Source organism: Paenibacillus sp. FSL H7-0442 (genome assembly GCF_038593105.1).
GTDB classification, from domain to species: Bacteria; Bacillota; Bacilli; order Paenibacillales; family Paenibacillaceae; genus Paenibacillus; species Paenibacillus polymyxa_D.
Window position 1 is genome coordinate 1,497,104 of sequence record NZ_CP151963.1, and the last position, 19,033, is coordinate 1,516,136.

General features: G+C 48.3%; 16 protein-coding genes and 1 riboswitch. Of the genes, 13 read left to right on the forward strand and 3 right to left on the reverse strand.

Annotated elements, in window-relative coordinates; genetic code table 11:
- The first annotated feature begins 37 nt into the window (after positions 1-37).
- Complete coding sequence (locus MHH57_RS06795) at positions 38-949, forward strand: EamA family transporter (protein WP_029516383.1); 912 nt, start codon at positions 38-40, stop codon at positions 947-949.
- 139 nt (positions 950-1,088) lie between these two features.
- Here the strand turns inward: MHH57_RS06795 and MHH57_RS06800 are convergent, their stop codons facing one another.
- Both MHH57_RS06800 and MHH57_RS06805 read right to left on the reverse strand, forming a co-directional pair.
- Positions 1,089-1,889, reverse strand: a complete 801-nt coding sequence (locus MHH57_RS06800; protein WP_029516384.1) for a Cof-type HAD-IIB family hydrolase — start codon at positions 1,887-1,889, stop codon at positions 1,089-1,091.
- A 162-nt stretch (positions 1,890-2,051) separates the two neighbouring features.
- Positions 2,052-3,053, reverse strand: a complete 1,002-nt coding sequence (locus MHH57_RS06805) for a lipoate--protein ligase (protein ID WP_069012426.1) — start codon at positions 3,051-3,053, stop codon at positions 2,052-2,054.
- Positions 3,054-3,213: 160 nt separating this feature from the next.
- Between MHH57_RS06805 and cobD the strand changes: the two genes are divergently transcribed.
- From cobD to MHH57_RS06855, 10 genes are all read left to right on the forward strand, one after another.
- The gene (gene cobD, locus MHH57_RS06810; protein ID WP_069012423.1) at positions 3,214-4,317 is read left to right on the forward strand and encodes a threonine-phosphate decarboxylase CobD; all 1,104 of its coding nucleotides are present in this window, start codon (positions 3,214-3,216) and stop codon (positions 4,315-4,317) included.
- On the forward strand, positions 4,307-5,278 hold the full coding sequence (gene cbiB, locus MHH57_RS06815) for an adenosylcobinamide-phosphate synthase CbiB (RefSeq protein WP_069012422.1): 972 nt from the start codon (positions 4,307-4,309) through the stop codon (positions 5,276-5,278). The genes cobD and cbiB overlap by 11 nt, the downstream gene beginning before the upstream one ends.
- A 49-nt stretch (positions 5,279-5,327) precedes the next feature.
- Positions 5,328-6,080, forward strand: coding sequence for a histidine phosphatase family protein (locus MHH57_RS06820; RefSeq protein WP_029516388.1), 753 nt, complete (start codon positions 5,328-5,330; stop codon positions 6,078-6,080).
- A gap of 122 nt (positions 6,081-6,202) precedes the next feature.
- Positions 6,203-6,395: riboswitch (cobalamin riboswitch) on the forward strand.
- Positions 6,396-6,601: 206 nt separating this feature from the next.
- The gene (locus MHH57_RS06825) at positions 6,602-7,609 is read left to right on the forward strand and encodes a cobalamin-binding protein (RefSeq protein ID WP_029516389.1); all 1,008 of its coding nucleotides are present in this window, start codon (positions 6,602-6,604) and stop codon (positions 7,607-7,609) included.
- Complete coding sequence (locus tag MHH57_RS06830) at positions 7,606-8,652, forward strand: iron ABC transporter permease (protein WP_029516390.1); 1,047 nt, start codon at positions 7,606-7,608, stop codon at positions 8,650-8,652. The genes MHH57_RS06825 and MHH57_RS06830 overlap by 4 nt, the downstream gene beginning before the upstream one ends.
- Positions 8,649-9,482: an ABC transporter ATP-binding protein gene (locus MHH57_RS06835; protein ID WP_029516391.1), complete on the forward strand. Its 834-nt coding sequence runs from the start codon at positions 8,649-8,651 to the stop codon at positions 9,480-9,482. Before MHH57_RS06830 ends, MHH57_RS06835 begins: the two co-directional genes overlap by 4 nt.
- Before the next feature lie 43 nt (positions 9,483-9,525).
- Positions 9,526-10,596 (forward strand): nicotinate-nucleotide--dimethylbenzimidazole phosphoribosyltransferase, encoded by a 1,071-nt coding sequence (cobT, locus tag MHH57_RS06840; protein ID WP_029516392.1) that lies wholly within the window; start codon positions 9,526-9,528, stop codon positions 10,594-10,596.
- A complete protein-coding gene (gene cobU, locus MHH57_RS06845; protein WP_069012672.1) occupies positions 10,593-11,159 on the forward strand; it encodes a bifunctional adenosylcobinamide kinase/adenosylcobinamide-phosphate guanylyltransferase in 567 nt (188 codons plus the stop codon). The genes cobT and cobU overlap by 4 nt, the downstream gene beginning before the upstream one ends.
- Positions 11,156-12,025, forward strand: coding sequence for an adenosylcobinamide-GDP ribazoletransferase (cobS, locus tag MHH57_RS06850; RefSeq protein ID WP_069012673.1), 870 nt, complete (start codon positions 11,156-11,158; stop codon positions 12,023-12,025). The genes cobU and cobS overlap by 4 nt, the downstream gene beginning before the upstream one ends.
- Positions 12,026-12,063: 38 nt before the next feature.
- Positions 12,064-13,683 carry a cobyric acid synthase gene (locus MHH57_RS06855; protein WP_069012674.1) on the forward strand — a complete coding sequence of 540 codons (1,620 nt, stop codon included), beginning with the start codon at positions 12,064-12,066 and terminating at the stop codon, positions 13,681-13,683.
- A gap of 121 nt (positions 13,684-13,804) precedes the next feature.
- On the opposite strand, the gene MHH57_RS06860 is transcribed toward MHH57_RS06855, so the two are convergent.
- Positions 13,805-15,505, reverse strand: coding sequence for a HAMP domain-containing methyl-accepting chemotaxis protein (locus MHH57_RS06860; RefSeq protein WP_029516396.1), 1,701 nt, complete (start codon positions 15,503-15,505; stop codon positions 13,805-13,807).
- 501 nt (positions 15,506-16,006) lie between these two features.
- Here MHH57_RS06860 and MHH57_RS06865 point away from each other — a divergent pair.
- Positions 16,007-17,242, forward strand: a complete 1,236-nt coding sequence (locus MHH57_RS06865) for a PTS transporter subunit EIIC (RefSeq protein WP_342434975.1) — start codon at positions 16,007-16,009, stop codon at positions 17,240-17,242.
- Between the two features lie 217 nt (positions 17,243-17,459).
- The gene (locus MHH57_RS06870) at positions 17,460-18,857 is read left to right on the forward strand and encodes an L-cystine transporter (protein WP_342434976.1); all 1,398 of its coding nucleotides are present in this window, start codon (positions 17,460-17,462) and stop codon (positions 18,855-18,857) included.
- The last annotated feature ends 176 nt before the right edge of the window (positions 18,858-19,033 follow it).

Consider the following 19,033-nt stretch of genomic DNA (forward strand, 5'->3'; position numbering starts at 1 on the left):
GTATGCTTAAAAGCAACTGAAGGGAGAGGGACGTATCATGATTGGGATCGCGTTTACAGTAATGTGTCTTATTTTTGGCACAACGTTTTTGGCCATAAAAGTGGGAGTGGAAGCCGGGCTTCCGCCGTTTTTATCGGCAGGGGTACGTTTTTTCGCCGCAGGTGCGATATTATTTATTGCTATGAAGCTGACCGGAAAGGTGAAATGGTCGTTATTATGGCGTAAGGAAATGTTGCTGATTGGAGCAGGAACGACCTTCGGTACCTTTTCGGCCTTGTATTGGGCAGAGCAATATGTCAGCTCCGGGATCGGAGCTATTCTGTCAGCTACTGGGCCGATGATGATCGTCATTTTGCAATCTGTACTGCTACGGCAAAAAACGTCACGGATTACGGTCGTTGGCTGCATGATCAGCTTTCTTGGTGTGGTGCTGGTTGTGCTGCCCGGATTGGCGGTTCAGATCAGTGGTCTGTGGCTGGCGGGATGCCTTGTTATTTTGCTGGGGGAGCTGTGTTATTCAGGGGGAGCTCTTTATTCCAAGCGAGTGATGGATGTATTTCGTGAAACGAACCCGATTGCCCTGAATGCGGCGCAAATGATCCATGGGGGATGGATGCTGCTGTTACTGTCTGCGATCACGGAACCGTGGAGTTCTGAGGGGTGGCAGTACCTTCCTGCCATGGGGTCTTTACTCTATCTGATCCTGTTTGGTTCGATGATTGCACATACACTGTTCTACTGGCTCATGGAGCGTACAAATCCCCTGTTTCCGACGACGTGGCTGTATATATCACCGCCGATTGCGGTGGGCTTGGGAGCGTTGTTGTATGGAGAGCATGTAAGCTGGTGGATGCTGGTTGGGGTGCTGCTCATTGTGACCGGACTAATCCTTATGAACAATGGAATTATCCGTTTGGTGAACAGGCGTAAGTTACGTTCTGCTGCCTGATATTTTATAGCGGTCAGGTTATTATATGATCTGACAGAAAAGGCCTCCAAACTGTCGTATGTTACTGATCATGCGACAGTTTGGAGGCTTTGTTGTTGTATTACTTTATTTAAGAATTATGGGAGCAGGCACTTTTTGCTTATTCAACATTGAGTACGAATTTGTCGATGGCGTGCTTAACACCATCTTCGTTATTGCTGCGAGTGATGTAATCAGCCAGCTTCTTCAAATCAGGAATGGCATTCTCCATCGCTATGCCGAGACCAGCGCATTCAAGCATTTCATGGTCGTTCCAAGAGTCGCCGATGGCAATCGTTTCCGACAGTTCACAGCCAAAATGGTTTGCAAGGAAGGTAAGCGCGTGACCCTTGGTGCCTTCATGGTGCATAATTTCCAGAAAGTGAGGCTTGGATTTTGTAATGTGAACTTCATTGCCAAGCAGTACGCGAAGTTCAGGAATTAATTCATCCAACACTTCCGGCTCGTCGATAATCAGCAATTTAGGAGCCGGCTGCTCTATAACTTTACTGAATACAGGCTCTACAAAATATTCCGTGTTGTTCAGCTCCGTGTAATCTTTGATTTTCTGATTATCTTCACGTGTGTACAATTTGTCATCAATATACGTTTGTAGATGCAGATTGCGTTCCACGCAGAATTCATACAGACGACGTGCAGCCACGAGTGGAACATAACGCTCATACAGCACGTTTTCGTCCAGCAGGTTTTTAACCAAAGCTCCTTGATACGTAATGATCGGCACGTTCAAACCAGTCTGGCGAGCAATTTTGTGTGCAGAGGCATAAGCTCGTCCAGTAGCGAGGGTAACCACCACACCTTTCGCTACAGCAGCTTCTAATGCCTGTTGTGTCGCTGGTGTAACTTCTTTTTGGTCGTTAATGAGTGTATCATCAATATCAATGGCAATTAATTTATACATATCGGTATTCTCTCCTTTATCTCTATCATGGGGCAATGCTAAAATTGTATCTTATAATATTCAAAATGACAATATCGCAAGGAAAAGGGGACGGCTCCTATAAGAGCCTGTCCCCTTATAACCACTGAAGTATTGGTTTGAAACGATGGGAAAAAGTAACGGTTAGTCTTCCAAAAATACAAGTCCAACAAAATCGTCCAACTCAATATTACCAAAATAGTGCTTCAAATCGAGAGAGGATAAGGCTTGACGTACCTCACCTTCATCATAACGCTTGCCGCGCAGGATGTTTTCAATATCAGCAACGTCACCCACACCGAAGAAATCCCCATAGATTTTAATATCACGGAGGTAGCCTTCCTTAAGATCCATGCGGATATCAATAATACCGACTGGAAATTTACGTGTGTGCTTGATATTGCTCTCGGGGGATAGACCGTAGTTCCAATCCCACGATTGGTAGCGTTCTTTGGATATTTCATGGATTTTGGCCCAATCGGTATCGGTGAGCTTATATTGAGGTACTTGATCCAATTCTGATTCGAATATGAAACGCAACAGTTCCTCGCGAAATTGCTCTATGGTCATCTCACGGTCCATCAGTTCGCTGATGTTAGCTACGCGACTGCGGACAGATTTAGTGCTTTTGGATTTGAATTTTTCGGGATTGGCATGCAGTGATGCAGCCACATTGTCCAGATTCAGGTTAAACATCAATGTACCGTGGCTGAACATACGTCCGCGTGTGGCAAATTGGGCGTTTCCTGAAATTTTACGTTCTCCGACCTGCAGATCGTTGCGGCCTGTCATTTCAGCTTCTACTCCCATTTGGCGCAGAGCATCAATCACAGGTTGCGTAAATTTAAGGAAATTATGAAAGGACTCCCCGTTATCCTTGGTAATAAAACTGAAATTTAAATTACCGAGGTCATGATATACAGCACCGCCGCCGGACAGGCGACGAACGACTTGAATATTGTTATCTCTGACAAACTCGGCGTTGATTTCTTCAATGGTATTTTGATGCTTGCCTATAATAATAGAAGGCTGATTAATGTAAAACAGCAAATAGCTGTCGTCCAGCGGTAGATGCTTGAGCGCGTATTCCTCAATAGCAAGATTAATGGCTGGATCGTGTATCCCCTGGTTGTCGATGAACAGCATGTCCATTCCTCCGTATATAAACTGTGTAATTTTATGTGTGCCTCCTTCTATTGTAACCCAAGTGAGCCATGTACAAAAGCTCATTTGCATTGACGGGACGCAAAAAGCAGCCTCATAATGGAGCTAAATGATTGGAAACGGGCGGAAAGGATGAGAGGCAATGATAGAGGTTTACGGTCATGGCGGGGACAGGGAAACAGCTGCGGCGACATTTGGCGGGACTGCTGCTGATTTTGTAGATTTTAGTGCAAATATTAATCCGCTTGGTCCACCGCCTGAGGTGCTTGAGGCGCTGCAACACTCATTTGACACTGTGATTCGCTATCCAGACCCTGGGCATCGGAATTTTAAAAATATGCTCGCACGGCGACTGCATGTTCCACCGGAGTCGTTAAGTATCGGAAACGGAGCGGCTGAGAGCATGGCGCTCTTGTTATTGGGACTAGCTCCTAAGCGTGTGGGTACAGTGGAGCCGTGTTTTTCGGAATATGCCGAGCTGGCTGGCAAATTCGGAGCCGAGGTCAACCGGGTGTATGGGAAGGCCTCGCTTCAATGGAAGGCGGACGTGGAGGACATCCTTCAGCTCATGGAGCAGGTAGATGTTTTGTTCCTCGGGCAGCCGAATAATCCAAACGGTGTGCAGTATGGTGAGCAAGAGCTGTGCGAGCTGGCAGAGGCGGCTGGCACAACGGGGACCGTGCTGGTGGTGGATGAAGCATTCATTGATTTTATTCCGCTGGAACGGCGAATCTCACTGCTGCCTGTGCTGGATCGCTATCCTCATGTGATTTTGATCCGGTCAATGACCAAATTTTATGCCATTCCTGGCCTACGATTGGGTTATGCGATTGCTCATCCGGACTATATCCGGCGAATGACGGCCAAACAGGTGACCTGGAGTGTGAATGGATTGGCGTTGCTGGCTGGCGAGGCGTGTTTGAGAAGTGGGCAAGCATATGAGCACCAAACACAGGAGCTGATTGCTGCGGAGCGCAACCGTCTGTTAACCGCCTTGGCGGAATGGGGCTGCGGTGTCGTTCCCGGTGAAGCCAATTACGTGCTGGCAAGGGCGCCGGGTACGTGGAGTGCATCGGCTATTCAGCAGGCGCTTGGACAACGCGGAGTTCTTATACGTAGCTGTGCTATGTATCCGGGACTGACGACGAGCCATTTTCGGATTGCGGTCAAGGATGCAGAAGCCAACGACAGGCTGCTATCTGTATTGGGTGAAGTGCTGGAGGAGGAACAGCGGCGTGACAGTTAGCTTGATTATCCTGGCAGCCTACCTTTTGGACAGGATGATCGGTGATCCGAGGTGGTTGCCGCATCCAGTCATCGGTATGGGACATGCCATTTCGGCATTGGAAAAATTGATTCGCCGCCAGGTCCGAAGTGACCGGGGGCTGAAACGTGCGGGTATACTGCTTCCACTCATTGTGGCGGGAGGCTCCTTTGCGCTCGCCTGGGCGCTGTTGCAATTGCTTGCCTGGATTCATCCGTGGTTATCTGTCGGCGCAGAAATAGTGCTGATTGCGACCACGATTGCTTCCAAAGGACTAAAGGATGCAGGAATGGCAGTCTACCGAGCGTTGCAGGCGGATGACCTGGCTGCGGCACGGCGGGAGCTGGGCATGATAGTCGGGCGGGATACGCAGCAACTTGATGAGCCTGAGATTGTACGCGGTACGGTTGAAACGGTCGCTGAAAATATCGTGGACGCGATTATTTCCCCGCTTTTTTATGCCTTGATCGGGGGAGCACCCTTGGCGCTGGCTTATCGTGCTGTGAATACGCTCGATTCCATGGTTGGCTACAAAAATGAAAAGTATCTGCATTTAGGCTGGGCTTCAGCACGTCTAGATGATGTGGCTAACTACATTCCAGCACGCCTGACAGCGGCAATGCTTGTGATAGCGGCGTGGATGTACAAACGAGATGCTGCAAGAAGCTGGCGCACAGTCAAGCGAGACGCTCGTCTGCACCCAAGTCCGAACAGTGGCTTCCCGGAATCGGCTGTTGCTGGTGCATTGGGGATTCGTCTTGGAGGATATAATGTGTATCATGGCGTGCGCTCCTTTCGTGCATACATGGGGGATTGGATACGACCGCTAGAGTCGAAAGATATACGGCATACGATCCAGCTGATGTTCGCCGTGTCCAGTATGTTTGTAGGATTGTGTTTGTTAGGAGCCGCAGGTTGTTTTGCCTTGGGATGGGTGCGGTGAGGGTGAGGAGTGACACACTGAATAATGATCGAGCAGGAAGTGACATTTCTTGAAACAAGATATAGCAGCAAAAAGGACAGTAGAATACGCACAAAGACCGAACTCACAGGAGGATAAGGTGCCGTATGATGCTAAAGAAGATCTGCATTGGGATATGGAGCTCGTGTTAGTTCGTCACGGCACAACCTTATGGAACAAGGAACGTCGATATCTGGGACACTCCGACTTAGGTTTGCTACCGGGGGCAGAGCAGGAATTAAAGCCTTTGCAGGAAAAATTGCAAGGTCAGTCCTTTGCTCGAATCTATTGCAGCGACTTAATGCGATGTCGCCAGACCTTGCAGATCATTGTGCCGGAATCAGAGTTGACGTCTGGGCGTTCCCTATCTACTATGCCTCCTATGATGGAACCATGTCTGCGAGAGCTTCATTTTGGCGAGTGGGATGGAAAAACGTATGACATGCTCAAGGATGTGTCGTTGTATCGGGCTTGGATTGATGAGCCGCAACGGATCACCCCACCTGGTGGAGAGTCTTGGACAGATTTTGTAAATCGTCTGCGCAAATTTCTTGACTCTCTGTATGAATGGCGTGTTGCTATGGAAGTTCAACCCATGGATTTGACTGCTACGTCGCCCTCTGTTTTGGTCGTTACGCATGGTGGCGTAATTCGTCAGCTAGCTTGCATGCTGATACCGGGCCATGATTTTTGGAGTCTGAATCCGAAGCCGGGAGAAGCATTAAGGATTCAATTGAGGCTGGCAGGACCGCACAATTACATAGCGGAAATGCTTCCTCATTAGGTTAGACACCAGCGGATAAAGAGGCTGTTTGGGTTGTAAGCCGCCTCATTTTAACCTATAATCATCAAGTAAAAGAACGGCTTGACTACCACTACATCAAATATCCAGCAGACGAGGTCGGCGCAGCGTGATGAAACTATGGTTTCCCTCCCTGCGCTGTTAAAAGGGAAGTCGGTGTGAATCCGGCGCGGTCCCGCCACTGTAAATGGAAACATGCCCGTTAGTCCTCTTTATATGTTACTAAGCATATGAAAGAATTTCAGGACATGTATTTTACCATAAGTCAGGATACCTGCCCGTCCGCCTGTCACCATAATCCTTCGAGGAAAGGATGACGTGTTCGCAGTGACTGTCCATGCGGAAAGAAGCTGCCGCCTGCGCACGATCTGCGCTAACGTGACCCCTGTGTCCTGATATGAGGATGCGGGGGTTTTTGATAGGAAAAGAAGGCTAGATTTAGAAGATATCTGATGATGTTCAAGTAACGCTCTTAACGATTTATTTATGAAGGGGTGCAAATCATGGCAGGAAAAAAAATAAAGGTGTGGACAACAGGTCTATTGGCTCTGATTTTGGCAGTTGTGCTGAGTGCATGTGGCGCTAATGGAAAAAATGCAGAAAATAAAGAGGGTCAGGCTTCTTCACAGCAGCCGGGACAGGCAGTAAACGCACAAGAGCCTCCGGGCAAAACGGTTTACCCGCTCACAGTTAAAGATGCAACAGGACAGGAATTTACATTCAAAAAAGCGCCGGATAAAATCGTTTCCGTCTCCCCGGCAGAAACCGAGGCGTTGTTCGCCATTGGGCTGGATAAGGAAATTGTCGGCGTCTCCGACTACTCTGATTACCCGGAAGCAGCTACGAAAAAGCCTAAAGTGGGCGGTATTATGAAACCGAACGAAGAGGCGATCATTGCTGCGAACCCGGAAGTCGTTTTTGCAGGGATATCACTTAGTGAACAGGCTACGACCAAGCTGCGCGACATGGGAATTATGATTTTTAAAACGGAACCGAAGACAGTGGAAGATGTCATGGCTAACATCGAATTGTATGGGAAAATCACCGATCATCAGAGAGAAGCAAGAGCGGTGACTGACAAGATGAGAGCAGATGTAGCAGAAGTAAAAGAAGGAATTAAAAATATCGGTAAAGGGCAGAAGCTGCGGGTATACGTCGAGTTTTCACCAGGCTGGACAGTGGGTAAAGGCGAGTTTATGGACGAGCTGATTACGTTGGCGGGCGGCGAAAATGTAGGTGCCACGCAGAAGGGGTGGTACCAAATCAGTGAGGAAAATATTATTGCTGCGAACCCTGACGTGATTTTGTACAGCAAAAGTGTCAAGGACGACAAAACGGGCCAGACGCTCGGTGATATCATTAAAGCTCGCAGTGGATGGGATCAAATATCGGCTGTTCGCCACAACCGGGTGTTTGCCGTGGATGATAATTTGATCAGTCGTCCGGGTCCACGCGTAACGGAAGGTCTCAAGGAAGTGGCCAAGGGCGTGTATCCTGAAATTTTCAAATGAACCGTAAACTGATCGGCTTTGGAGGGACAGGTCTTGTCCTGCTGTTGCTGACGCTGCTGCTCTGTCTTGGCATCGGCTCGGCCAAGCTTCCGGTCAGCCAAATCACGGGCATTCTGGTTAACCACCTACCGTGGTTAGGCGATACGTTTACACCGGATTGGAATACATCCTCAGAGCAGATTATTTTGAAGGTCAGATTGCCACGAGTGTTACTGGGAATGTTGGTAGGAGCAGCGCTGGCGCTGGCGGGAGCCGGATTTCAGGGTGTGCTGCGTAATCCTTTGGCTGATCCGTATACACTGGGGGTATCCTCGGGGGCTTCGGTAGGAGCGGCAGTACTGATTTATTGGGGCCTTCAATTTTCATTTGTTGGCATATGGACGCTGCCGCTAGTGGCATTTACGACCGGAATGCTTACGCTGTGGATGGTGCTGACGTTGGCACGGGAAGGTGGGAAAATTCCGACACAAAGTCTCATTTTGTCGGGTGTGGTGATGCAATCCTTTCTGGGAGCGGTTGTTTCCTTTCTGACAGCCATGTCGAAGGAGACGGTCAATGAAATATTGTACTGGACGATGGGAAGTCTTAGTCTGCGCGGTTGGTCATATACAGGAATCCTTTTACCTTATGTGGTCATAGGGCTGGTATTTCTATGGAACCGGGCACGTGTGCTGAATATTTTGGCTTTGGGTGAACGTCAGGCGGCGCACATGGGAGTTCATGTAGATGCGACGAAGCTATCTGTTCTGATTATTTCCACGCTGCTGACAGCAGCCGCTGTCTCGGTGTGTGGCGTGATTGGCTTTGTTGGACTCGTTGTACCGCATATCATTCGTCTGGTGACAGGTCCTGATTACCGTATGATTGTTCCATTATCTGCGCTCGGCGGAGCTGTTTTTATGGCTTGGGCAGATACGGCGGCTCGCACATTGTTAGCCCCCACAGAAATTCCTCTGGGCGTGATGACGGCCTTTGTTGGGGCACCGTTCTTCGCATATCTCCTGTACCGAAACAAGAAGCTGCGCAGGGGGGGACTGCTGTGACAGAACAAAGTGAATCACAGAAGGTGCGTGATCGGGCATTAGAGGTAGTGGGTCTGACACGTGCCTATGGAGAGTTCCATGCTTTAAAAAATATAAGCTGGAGCGTCGACGAAGGAACTTGGTGGGGGATTATTGGTCCGAACGGCAGTGGAAAATCGACCTTGTTGCATTTGCTTTCCGGTGTAGATCAGCCAACTTCGGGAAACGTTCATATCTATGGCAAAAAGGTCGGTAGCTACAGCAGGAAAGAGCTTTCCCGACTCATAGCCGTACTCCAACAGGAAGGGCTTCCTCCCGTGGGATACACCGTCAGGGAAGTCGTAGAAATGGGACGTTTTCCCCATCAGGACTGGCTAGGCAGGGAAAAGGGTGTTGATGTGGAGGCGATCGCGGATCGCGTGCTGGAGCGATTGGGTCTTACCACGCTGGCGGACAGAGCATTAGACCGTTTGAGTGGGGGACAGCGACAGCGTGTAGCTTTGGCAAAAGTAATGGTGCAGGAGCCACGAATATTGCTGCTGGACGAGCCTACGACCTATCTGGACTTGCGCTATCAGCTTGAATTTATGGAACTGCTGGCAGATTGGCGCCAAGAAACGGGTGTGACGATCATTGCGGTCTTGCATGATCTTAACTTGACAGCCCAATTTTGCGAAGATTTGCTTGTACTCAAGGATGGAATGGTTGAAGGATTGGGAGCTTCATCGAAGTTATTAACTGAGGATCGGATTCGACGAGTATACGGTGTTGAGCCTGTGATGCTTCCGCATCCTGATAGCGGTGTGCCGCAGCTCTTGCTGCGCAGGAGCGCTTCGGATACAGCAGATTAAATAAACGATGAAACACACTTAAAAAGAGCAGGGAGTGGAAGGTATGAACGACAAGCTGCGTCAGCTGATCGATAGCATTGCCCAGCCGGATGGGGTGGCGGCCTCGGCAGCTTCAGCCCATTTGGACCAATTAACAAAGCCACCGGGAAGTCTTGGAAAGTTGGAAAGTGTGGTCATTCAGCTAGCAGGAATTACAGGAGTGGATAAGCCTGAATTCGATCGTAAAACGGTTATGGTCATGGCTGCGGATCACGGGGTGTGTGAAGAGGGAGTCAGTGCCTTTCCGGCTGAGGTTACACAGCAAATGCTGTATAACATGCTGTCAGGTGGCGCAGCAATTAATGTGCTGGCACGCCATGCGGGCGCAGATGTCAAGGTGGTAGATGTTGGCGTGAATGCGGATGTCGCTCACGCGAATCTGGTGGACCGAAAGGTACGCATGGGTACTTCGAATATAGCTAAAGGGCCAGCGATGCTGCGTACGGAAGCGGAACAGGCGATTTTGGCCGGAGCTGGAGCTGTAATAGAAGCGGTCAAAGGTGGCACACGGCTATTCGTTACTGGAGAGCTGGGCATCGGGAATACCACAGCCAGCGCTGCGGTCGTATGTGCTCTTACCGGGCTAGAGCCGGAAGTTATCGTAGGCCGGGGAACGGGTGTAAATATGGCTGGGCTTACCCGCAAAATAGCGGTTGTCTGCCGCGCATTGGACGTGAACCAGCCAGATGCAAATGATGCGCTCGACGTGCTCACTAAGGTCGGCGGTCTGGAGATTGCCGCCTTGGCAGGAGTTATCCTCGGCGCAGCCGCACATCGCTGTCCAGTCGTGTTGGACGGCTTTATTTCCGGCGCAGCTGCCCTCGCAGCGCGTGCACTTGCGCCTGCAAGCGCTGCGTACATGCTCGCTTCGCACGCCTCGGACGAGCGCGGGCACGCGGCGGTGCTCCGCGAGCTCAAGCTGGAGCCCATGCTTCATTTGGACATGCGGCTCGGGGAGGGCACAGGTGGTGCGCTTAGCTTGCACCTGATTGATGCGGCGTGCCGCATTATGCGCGAAATGGCGACCTTTGCCGATGCAGGCGTATCGGACGGTCAGGGAGCCGCGCAGCGATGAAAGCGCTCGTGACCGGCGGGGCACGCAGCGGGAAAAGCGGCTTTGCCGAGCGATTATGCATGTCGCGCGCGCCTGGCGCATGCTACATTGCAACGGCGCAGGCCTACGACATGGAGATGAAGGAGCGCATCGCCCTTCATCGGGTCCAGCGCGAGTCTGCCGGGTACGACTGGCAGACGCTGGAGGAAGCGCAGGCGCTGCCGGAGCTGCTGCGACGGCTTGGCGGCGATCAAGCGTCGCAGCCATCACCCGCGCCTATGGTGTTAGTCGACTGCCTGACCCTGTGGCTGTCGAACGTGCTGCTGGCCGCAGGCGAGGACGGCGAAGCTGCGTCCAAAGTTGCCATTAATGAACTGACGGCAGCTGTGGAGCAGTATCCGGGGCAGCTTGTCATCGTGACCAACGAGGTTGGTGACGGCATTGTGCCCGAATATCCGCTTGGTCGGCTGTATCGGGATTTGAGTGGGGTTATGAATCAGCGGATTGCCCGTCTTTGTGATGAAGTATTTTTGGTGACGGCGGGTATTCCCGTAGAACTCAAACGGCTGGAATATAAGCTATGAGCCGCGAACGTCAGGCTGTTGCTGCTGCTTTTCAATTTTTAACGCGTCTTCCGGTGAAGGCGGAATTGGATTTTTCCCCGGATTTGCTTAAACGCAGTGCAAGTTATTATCCGCTGGTGGGAGTGGTCATTGGCATCATCGTCTGGGGCTTTGCGGCGCTTGCTTCTATGGTGCTGCCGCCGTTGCCGTGTACGATTCTTACTCTTGTTGTCTGGGTTTGGTTGACGGGTGGATTGCATTTGGACGGGTGGATGGATGCAGCTGATGCCTTGTTCAGCTACCGATCCCGTGAACGGATGCTGGAGATTATGAAGGATAGCCGTGTAGGGGCAATGGGCGTTATTGCTTGCGTGTTGCTGCTCATGCTCAAGGCTTCTTTGCTATATACGGTGCTGGTTGAACGGAATGTGTCTGGCTTGCTGCTGCTTCCGATGGTTTGGAGCCGCTGGTTTATGGTACATGCGATGAAGCGCTGGCCTAAAGCCCGTAATGATGATGGACTGGCTGCGCGTTTTGCTGATATGAGTGGTGGCCGCGTAGGGTTGGCCGTATTCTGGGCTGTATTAGTGACCCTGAGTGCTGCCGTAGGACAATATCTTCTGGCAGGTTTGGCTACAGCAACAAGGGATACTGGGAATCTGTCGTTGGCAGGATCATGCTTACAAACCTTGCCTTCATATTCTGAAAGCCTTCCAATCTCGATAGGTTTTGTGTTGATTCCGCTCTTGGCTTACGGTGTTGGAACCTTCACGGCAAACCGTATTAACCGCCGCTTGGGTGGACTTACGGGAGATATATACGGAACTTTAAACGAATTGCTGGAGACTGTTTTATTGTTGTTTATTGTCATTTTGTACGGGTTGTGACCAGATTTGAAATGAATTCGTTAAAGGGGAAGAGGCAATTGTCAACTTTCGAACCGTCCTGCACGAGCCCGGCAGCCGTATTGATGCTTCAAGGAACAGCGTCGGATGTGGGCAAAAGCGTGGTGACGACTGCGCTTTGCCGTATTTTTACGCAGGACGGATATCGTCCAGCACCGTTTAAGTCGCAAAATATGGCGTTAAACTCTTATGTTACCGAAGACGGCAAGGAAATTGGACGCGCTCAGGGGGTGCAGGCTGAGGCCTGCGGTATTGAGGCCACGACCGACATGAATCCGATTCTGATTAAGCCGGTCAAAGATATGCACTCACAAATTGTTGTACACGGTGTACCTTATGCCTATATGAGCGCCTCCGATTACCGGAGGGATTTTTTGCCAAAAGCCAAGCAGACCGTTATGGATGCTCTGAATCGGTTGCGCGATACCTATGATATTGTCCTTATGGAAGGGGCAGGCAGCCCGGCAGAGATTAATTTGAAGGACCGCGATATCGTAAATATGAATCTGGCAGGTTGGGCGGATGCTCCAGTGTTGCTTATTTCAGATATCGACCGGGGCGGTGTTTTTGCCTCTCTCGTAGGAACCATCGAGTTGCTGGAACCCCATGAAGTACAGCGTATCCGCGGATTTATCATTAACAAATTCAGAGGCGATCTGTCTCTGCTGCAGCCGGGATTAGACTGGCTGGAGGAACGGACAGGCATTCCTGTACTCGGTGTATTGCCCTATCTACCAGACATTCGCATTGAAGCAGAGGATTCGGTAGTACTGGATAAGAAGCCCAAGCTATCTGCAAAGGATAAAGAACTGGATATTGCAGTGATACGATATCCGCGGATTTCCAATTTTACGGACACGGATGCTCTGGCCGCAGAGCCGGATGTGAGTGTTCGTTATGTCACAGAAGCCGGACAGTTGGGCGTACCGGACGCCATTATCTTACCGGGGACCAAAGACACCATTGGAGACCTGTTGGAATTGCGTGAGAGAGGTCTGGAGAAAGACATTCGGCAGGCTATGAATACCGGCTGCACACAGCTAGTTGGCATTTGTGGAGGTTATCAGATGCTGGGTACAGCGCTATTTGATCCCGAAGCCGTCGAATCTGGGTTGCCGCAGCAGGCAGAGGGGTTAGGTTGGCTGGCTCTGTCCACGACCTTTTTGAAGGAAAAGCAAACCGTACGCGTACAAGGAACCCTGTCTAATCATTGTCCGCTTTTGCTTAGCGCTACGCCTGATTCGGGTTATGCCTCTAAGCCAAGCATTGAAGGTTATGAAATACATATGGGCGTTACGGAGTATGTTACGGAACCATACGCACCTACAGATGGAACTTTAAAACTAAGCGAAATGAAAAGGTTATTCCATATCCGGCGTGGCGAAGGAACAGTTTTTGAGGAAGGCTGGGGTACGACAGACGGTAAAATATGGGGAACCTATTTGCACGGTGTGTTTGATAATGACCGTTTTCGCCGATGCTGGCTGGATGGATTGCGACAAGCCAAGGGCTTGGCACCTTTAGAAAGCACTTTTACTGTACGTGAAGCCAAGGAACGAGAGTTTGACCGTGTCGCAGAGGTGGTTCGGGCTCATTTAGATATGGAGCAAATTTATCGTATGATGGGAATGAATTCATAAACTTCATAAAATGATTATTTAAATCGCTCTTAAAAATAAAGAGGTATCTCTACAGCCATTTTCATGACTGAGAGATACCTCTCTTTATTCAGGATTTTGCAAAATCCTCTATGGTATCGGCTTACGTAATTTTAAATTTTTGGACAGCCTTTTGCAGCTCGGTTGCTTGTTTGCTTAATTGGCGAACAACCTCGCTGTGGCTTTCCATTTCATTCAGTTGCTCATCGGCATTTAAACCGATTTCCTGAATCATATGCTGTGCATTGGCAGCGATGAGAGCTGTCTCTTCCACGGAAGCAGATACTTCTTCCGAGCTGGCGGATACTTGTTCCGTTGCTGCAGATACCGTTTGAATCGTAGCATTGATCTTTTGCATAAGCTCACTTAGCTGGTTAAAGGCTGAGCTCGCTTGTTGAACCATTTCCGTTCCCGAATGAATTTCACGGCTCACCTGGGTCACAGAGTCCACAGATTGTTGCGATACTTCTTGAATGGTAACCAAATAGTCGGAAATTTCTTGAGTGGCTTCTTTAGATTGCTCCGCAAGCTTGCGCACTTCTCCGGCTACTACGGCGAAGCCCCGTCCATGTTCGCCCGCACGGGCAGCTTCAATGGAGGCATTCAGGGACAACATTTGGATTTGCTTCGTGATATCGAAAATAGCCGAAACGATACTGCCAATGGCTTCTGAGCGCTCATTCATACTATGGATGTATCGAAGCGATTCATCGGCAGCATGTCCTACCTGTGACATTTGAGCTACAGCTTTTTGAGCGAGCGTAGTACCGTTAACCGTTTCTTTTGTCGCTTCACTGATTTGATCGGATACATCATTGGCAGAGGAGGCGATGTGCTGAACACCTTGAGCGATTTCCTCCATAGCCTGCGCATTTTCAGCAGCAGCTGTAGCTATGCTGGTACTGCCCTTTGCTATTTCCTCTGCGGCAACTGTAGAATCCTGGACTTTTACACTCATAGCCTCAGTCCGACGAAGCAGCTCGTCCGATCCTTCAACAACCGCACCGGATGTAGAAAGCACATGGCCGATCATTTCTTTTAAGTTATGAGACATCGATTGGAAGCTGCGGGCAAGTTGCGCAATTTCATTGACGCCATGAACCTTCGCTTCTTGTGAAAGATCACCTTGAGCAATTTTTTCGCTATGACGAACCAATTCAGCAATGGGTTTTACAACTTTACGTATCACGAGGGTAGAAATAATTCCGCCCAGCAGGAGTGTTGCCACTGTAATACCTATGCAAATCCATAGAATTTGTTGGGATTTTTCTTGTACGAATCCAACATCTTCGTTCACGCCTAGAACTAAATTACTACCCGATATAGCAAAGAAGGCGGTTTTGTGTACTCCGTACGAATCGCTATATATTTCACTGATATTCATCTCGCCTTGTTTTGCCTTTTTTACATCCTCTACAGGAATGAGTGCATCCTTGACCTTGTATACTGATTTTACATTCCGTGCGACGACTTCGGCTTTACCATCCTTCACTACCGCGATATATGCCGATTCTAATTTGAGGGTATCGACTTTGTCCTGCAGATAGGATTCCATCTGTATAGCGGAGCCGGAATCAGAACCGCTTCCTTGCCCGGCCTGAACAGCTAAGGAAATATTGAGATCCTGATATACATTTTTAGCTCCAATTTCTAGCAATTGGTCTACCTGAGGCATGACACTGTTATTAATGATACTCATGGATATTGCATAGAAACTGATGCTGAACAAAAGGGATGCAAAGAGCTGAATCAGCAAAAACATAATTCGTAATTTCGCGCCAATGGAACGATTAAAACTCTTCATGAAAATTCTCCTCTCACATGATGGTAATAAAGTCAGACGAATTCCCCTGCTTGATGTAGGCCGCTTGTCCAATAAGATGCTAGACACGCCATGATCTACTTGTTTTCCTCTCCTTGCTTGAAGAAAAGACTGAAAATGTTCGGATTCTATGTATATTTCAGCTGTATTCAAGGAACAAGAATGTGAAAGGGAAGTAATCCATGATTTACTAAAAAGTAGGTTAGACCTATTTTACATAATTAACAGGCGGTTGAATAGTCATATTTGCCCAAAAACAAACAAAAAATATATAACTATGGTCTTAGGTGTTTAGATGTAAGTTTGATGTAAATTATCAGGTGCATAAAAACGAATAGATTACTCCTTCTTTAAAACTATTGTAAAAAAGAAGTAATATAAGTAGCATAAGGAATACCGCTTTTATAACAATATTCTTCTAAGCTTGGTTTGGTAAGTTCGAAAGTGTTCTTCAATATACATATAAAAGGGGAAAAGGTAGTTATGAATGGGGATTTACTTTCCAAAGAAATGATTTCGCAGGTCAGAGGAGAAGATGAACTAGAGCCGACTTCCGGCAGTAACAGAGCTGCTACAGGGGGAAATCCGATAAGTCGTCTATTAGATTATGTATCAGGCGTATTCACTCCGATCTTGCCGGCAATGATTGGGGCAGGAATCATCAAGGTAATTATATTAGTTTTAATGTCCTTCGGTTTATTGTTGTCTGATCCGCAGGTATATACTATTTTAATGGCTATCAGCGATGGGGTATATTACTTTCTACCTATTTTTGTTGCGGCAAGTGCGGCAAGAAGGCTGCGCAGCAATGTATTTGTTGCGGCAGCCATCGCAGTATCCGTATTCCATCCCCAACTAACAAGTTTATTCCAGTCAAGTGAGGAGGTACGTTTTGCCGGTCTGTCAGTTATAGACCCACAAGCTGCTTCATCTATAGTACTCATACTTGTTGTCGTTTGGATAGCATCGTGTGTCGAAAGATGGTTAGACAGGTATACCCCTTATTCACTTAAATTATTGGTTGTCCCGACTTTGACACTGATAATCACTATACCTTTGATGGTGTTCGCTTTCGGACCACTGTGGAGTTATCTCGGCCAACATGTATCGGATGGACTAGGCTGGTTGTTTGACAATGCAGGAATATTTACAGGGCTGTTGCTCGGAGGCGCGATGTCTTTGCTTATTATTGCAGGCATGCAATATATAATGCTACCGATTATGATCAGCTCGCTTACAACATTGGGTTACGATCATATTTTTCCCGTGGTCATTGCAGCGGCTTTCGCTCAGGCTGGCGCAACATTTGGCGTATGTGTTAAATCCAAAAATCCCAAAGTCAAAACGCTGGCTGCGTCCACAGGTTTGTTAGCCATGCTGGGAATCATTGAGCCGGCCATGTATGGTGTCAATATCCGTTTCAAAAAACCGTTAATAGCAGTTATGATTGGTGGAGCCGTTGGTGGGGCTTGTATGTGTTTGTTTGAAACAGAGCTTACTGCTATTGGTACGTCTGCTGGGCTGCTCAGCTTACCTTTATTTTCTGAACCCACGCTTGTGTACGGTATTGTGGGTATACTGATTTCGTTTGTTACGGCTGGCGTAATTACGTATTTTATGGGCTTTGTGGATGAAAAAGATGAGCATTCGCAAGTAGCATCTACATCTGGCATGAATGCTTCTCCGAACTCGGTTGTGGAAAAGAGCCCCGGCAGCTAAGTTGAATACATGTCGTTCTGTTCAGGATAACAAACAGCAAGCCTTCATCTTACGAAGGCTTGCTGTTTGTCATTTTGATAAATCTAAGGCTGAAGCAGATTTATTATTTTTATTTCAATAAAACCTACAAAAATAGTTGGCTTTGTGATATAGTAATCTTCGAATTGAAGGGTCACTTTAGAAAACATCTTACGTTTAAGTTTGGAGGAAATGATATATGGATACCTTCTTTATTATTTTGAATGTCATCGTGCTGCTTGCACTGCTCGGCGTGTTGGTCTGGATGCAGAAAAAGCACATCTCCTTTACAAAAAGGGTATTTGCCGCACTTGGCTTCGGACTGATCTACGGGGCTATTCTACAATATGCCTATGGGGCAGGCTCAGAGGTCATTACAAAATCAGTTGATTGGTTCAACCTCGCAGGTAATGGTTATGTCCGTTTGCTGCAAATGGTCGTTATTCCGCTTATCATGGTGTCGATTATTTCGGCTATTATGAATTTGAAAGGAAGACAGAACCTTGGCAAAATCAGCGTGTCCATTATTGCAGTACTACTGATTACAACGGCAATTGCTGCTTCAGTGAGTATTGTAACCAGTCTGTCATTTGATTTAAAGGCCATTGAGATTCAAGGTGGAGAAAAGGAACAAGCACAGGGCTTGAAGATGGAAGAGCGCCTTGGAACAGTTCAGGACATGACCATTCCACAGCAGGTGCTGGAATTTATTCCTTCAAATCCTTTTGAGGATATGACGGGAGCACGTCGTACGTCGACGCTGGCGGTGGTTATTTTCTCGGCCTTTATCGGGGTGGCTGTGCTCGGATTGGATCGTAAAAAACCGGAACAGGCGCAAACCTTCCGTAAAGTGATCGATGCAATGTACGCTGTAGTGATGCGGATTGTAACGTTGGTGCTGAGATTGACACCTTACGGTATTTTAGCACTGATCACTAAAGTAGTAGCTACGACCAATCCAGATGAAATTTTGAAGCTAATCAAGTTTGTGCTCGCTTCTTATGTGGCTTTGTTGGTCATGTTTATCATTCATCTTATTTTGCTGGCCTTGTTCGGCTATAATCCGGTGACGTATGTGAAAAAGGTATTGCCTACACTGGTTTTTGCTTTTACTTCTCGTTCCAGTGCGGCGACCATTCCGTTAAATGTTGAAACGCAAACGAAAAAACTTGGTGTGTCCGATGGCATCGCGAATCTGTCTGCGACCTTGGGAGCGACTATTGGACAAAACGGCTGTGCTGGTATTTATCCGGCGATGCTGGCGGTTATGATTGCTCCAACCGTGGGTATTGATCCAACGAGCTGGGATTTTATCCTCACGCTTATTTTAGTCGTTACGATCAGCTCGTTCGGCGTGGCGGGTGTAGGCGGTGGTGCCACTTTCGCTTCCCTGATCGTGCTTTCCACCATGAATCTTCCAGTGGCATTGGCAGGATTGCTCATCTCAGTCGAACCGTTGATTGATATGGGTCGCACAGCGTTAAATGTCAATGATTCTATTACCGCAGGTCTCATTTCAGGCAAGGTGCTCAAAGAGAACGATCAAGACGTGTTCAACAATCAAGGTATGGATTTGGATGCAACGGCGCACTCTTAAGTAAAAGATAGACAAGATGGTGTAAACTACAGTCTCATATCGCATCTATCGCATATGTAACACGTGCACTGTGCACCTCAATACTCAGAGTCGACCTTAAGGTCGGCTCTTTATATTAGGCTTAGGACAGTGTAAATTATAGCTGTTCACGAATCCTAATCTATGATACATTAAAA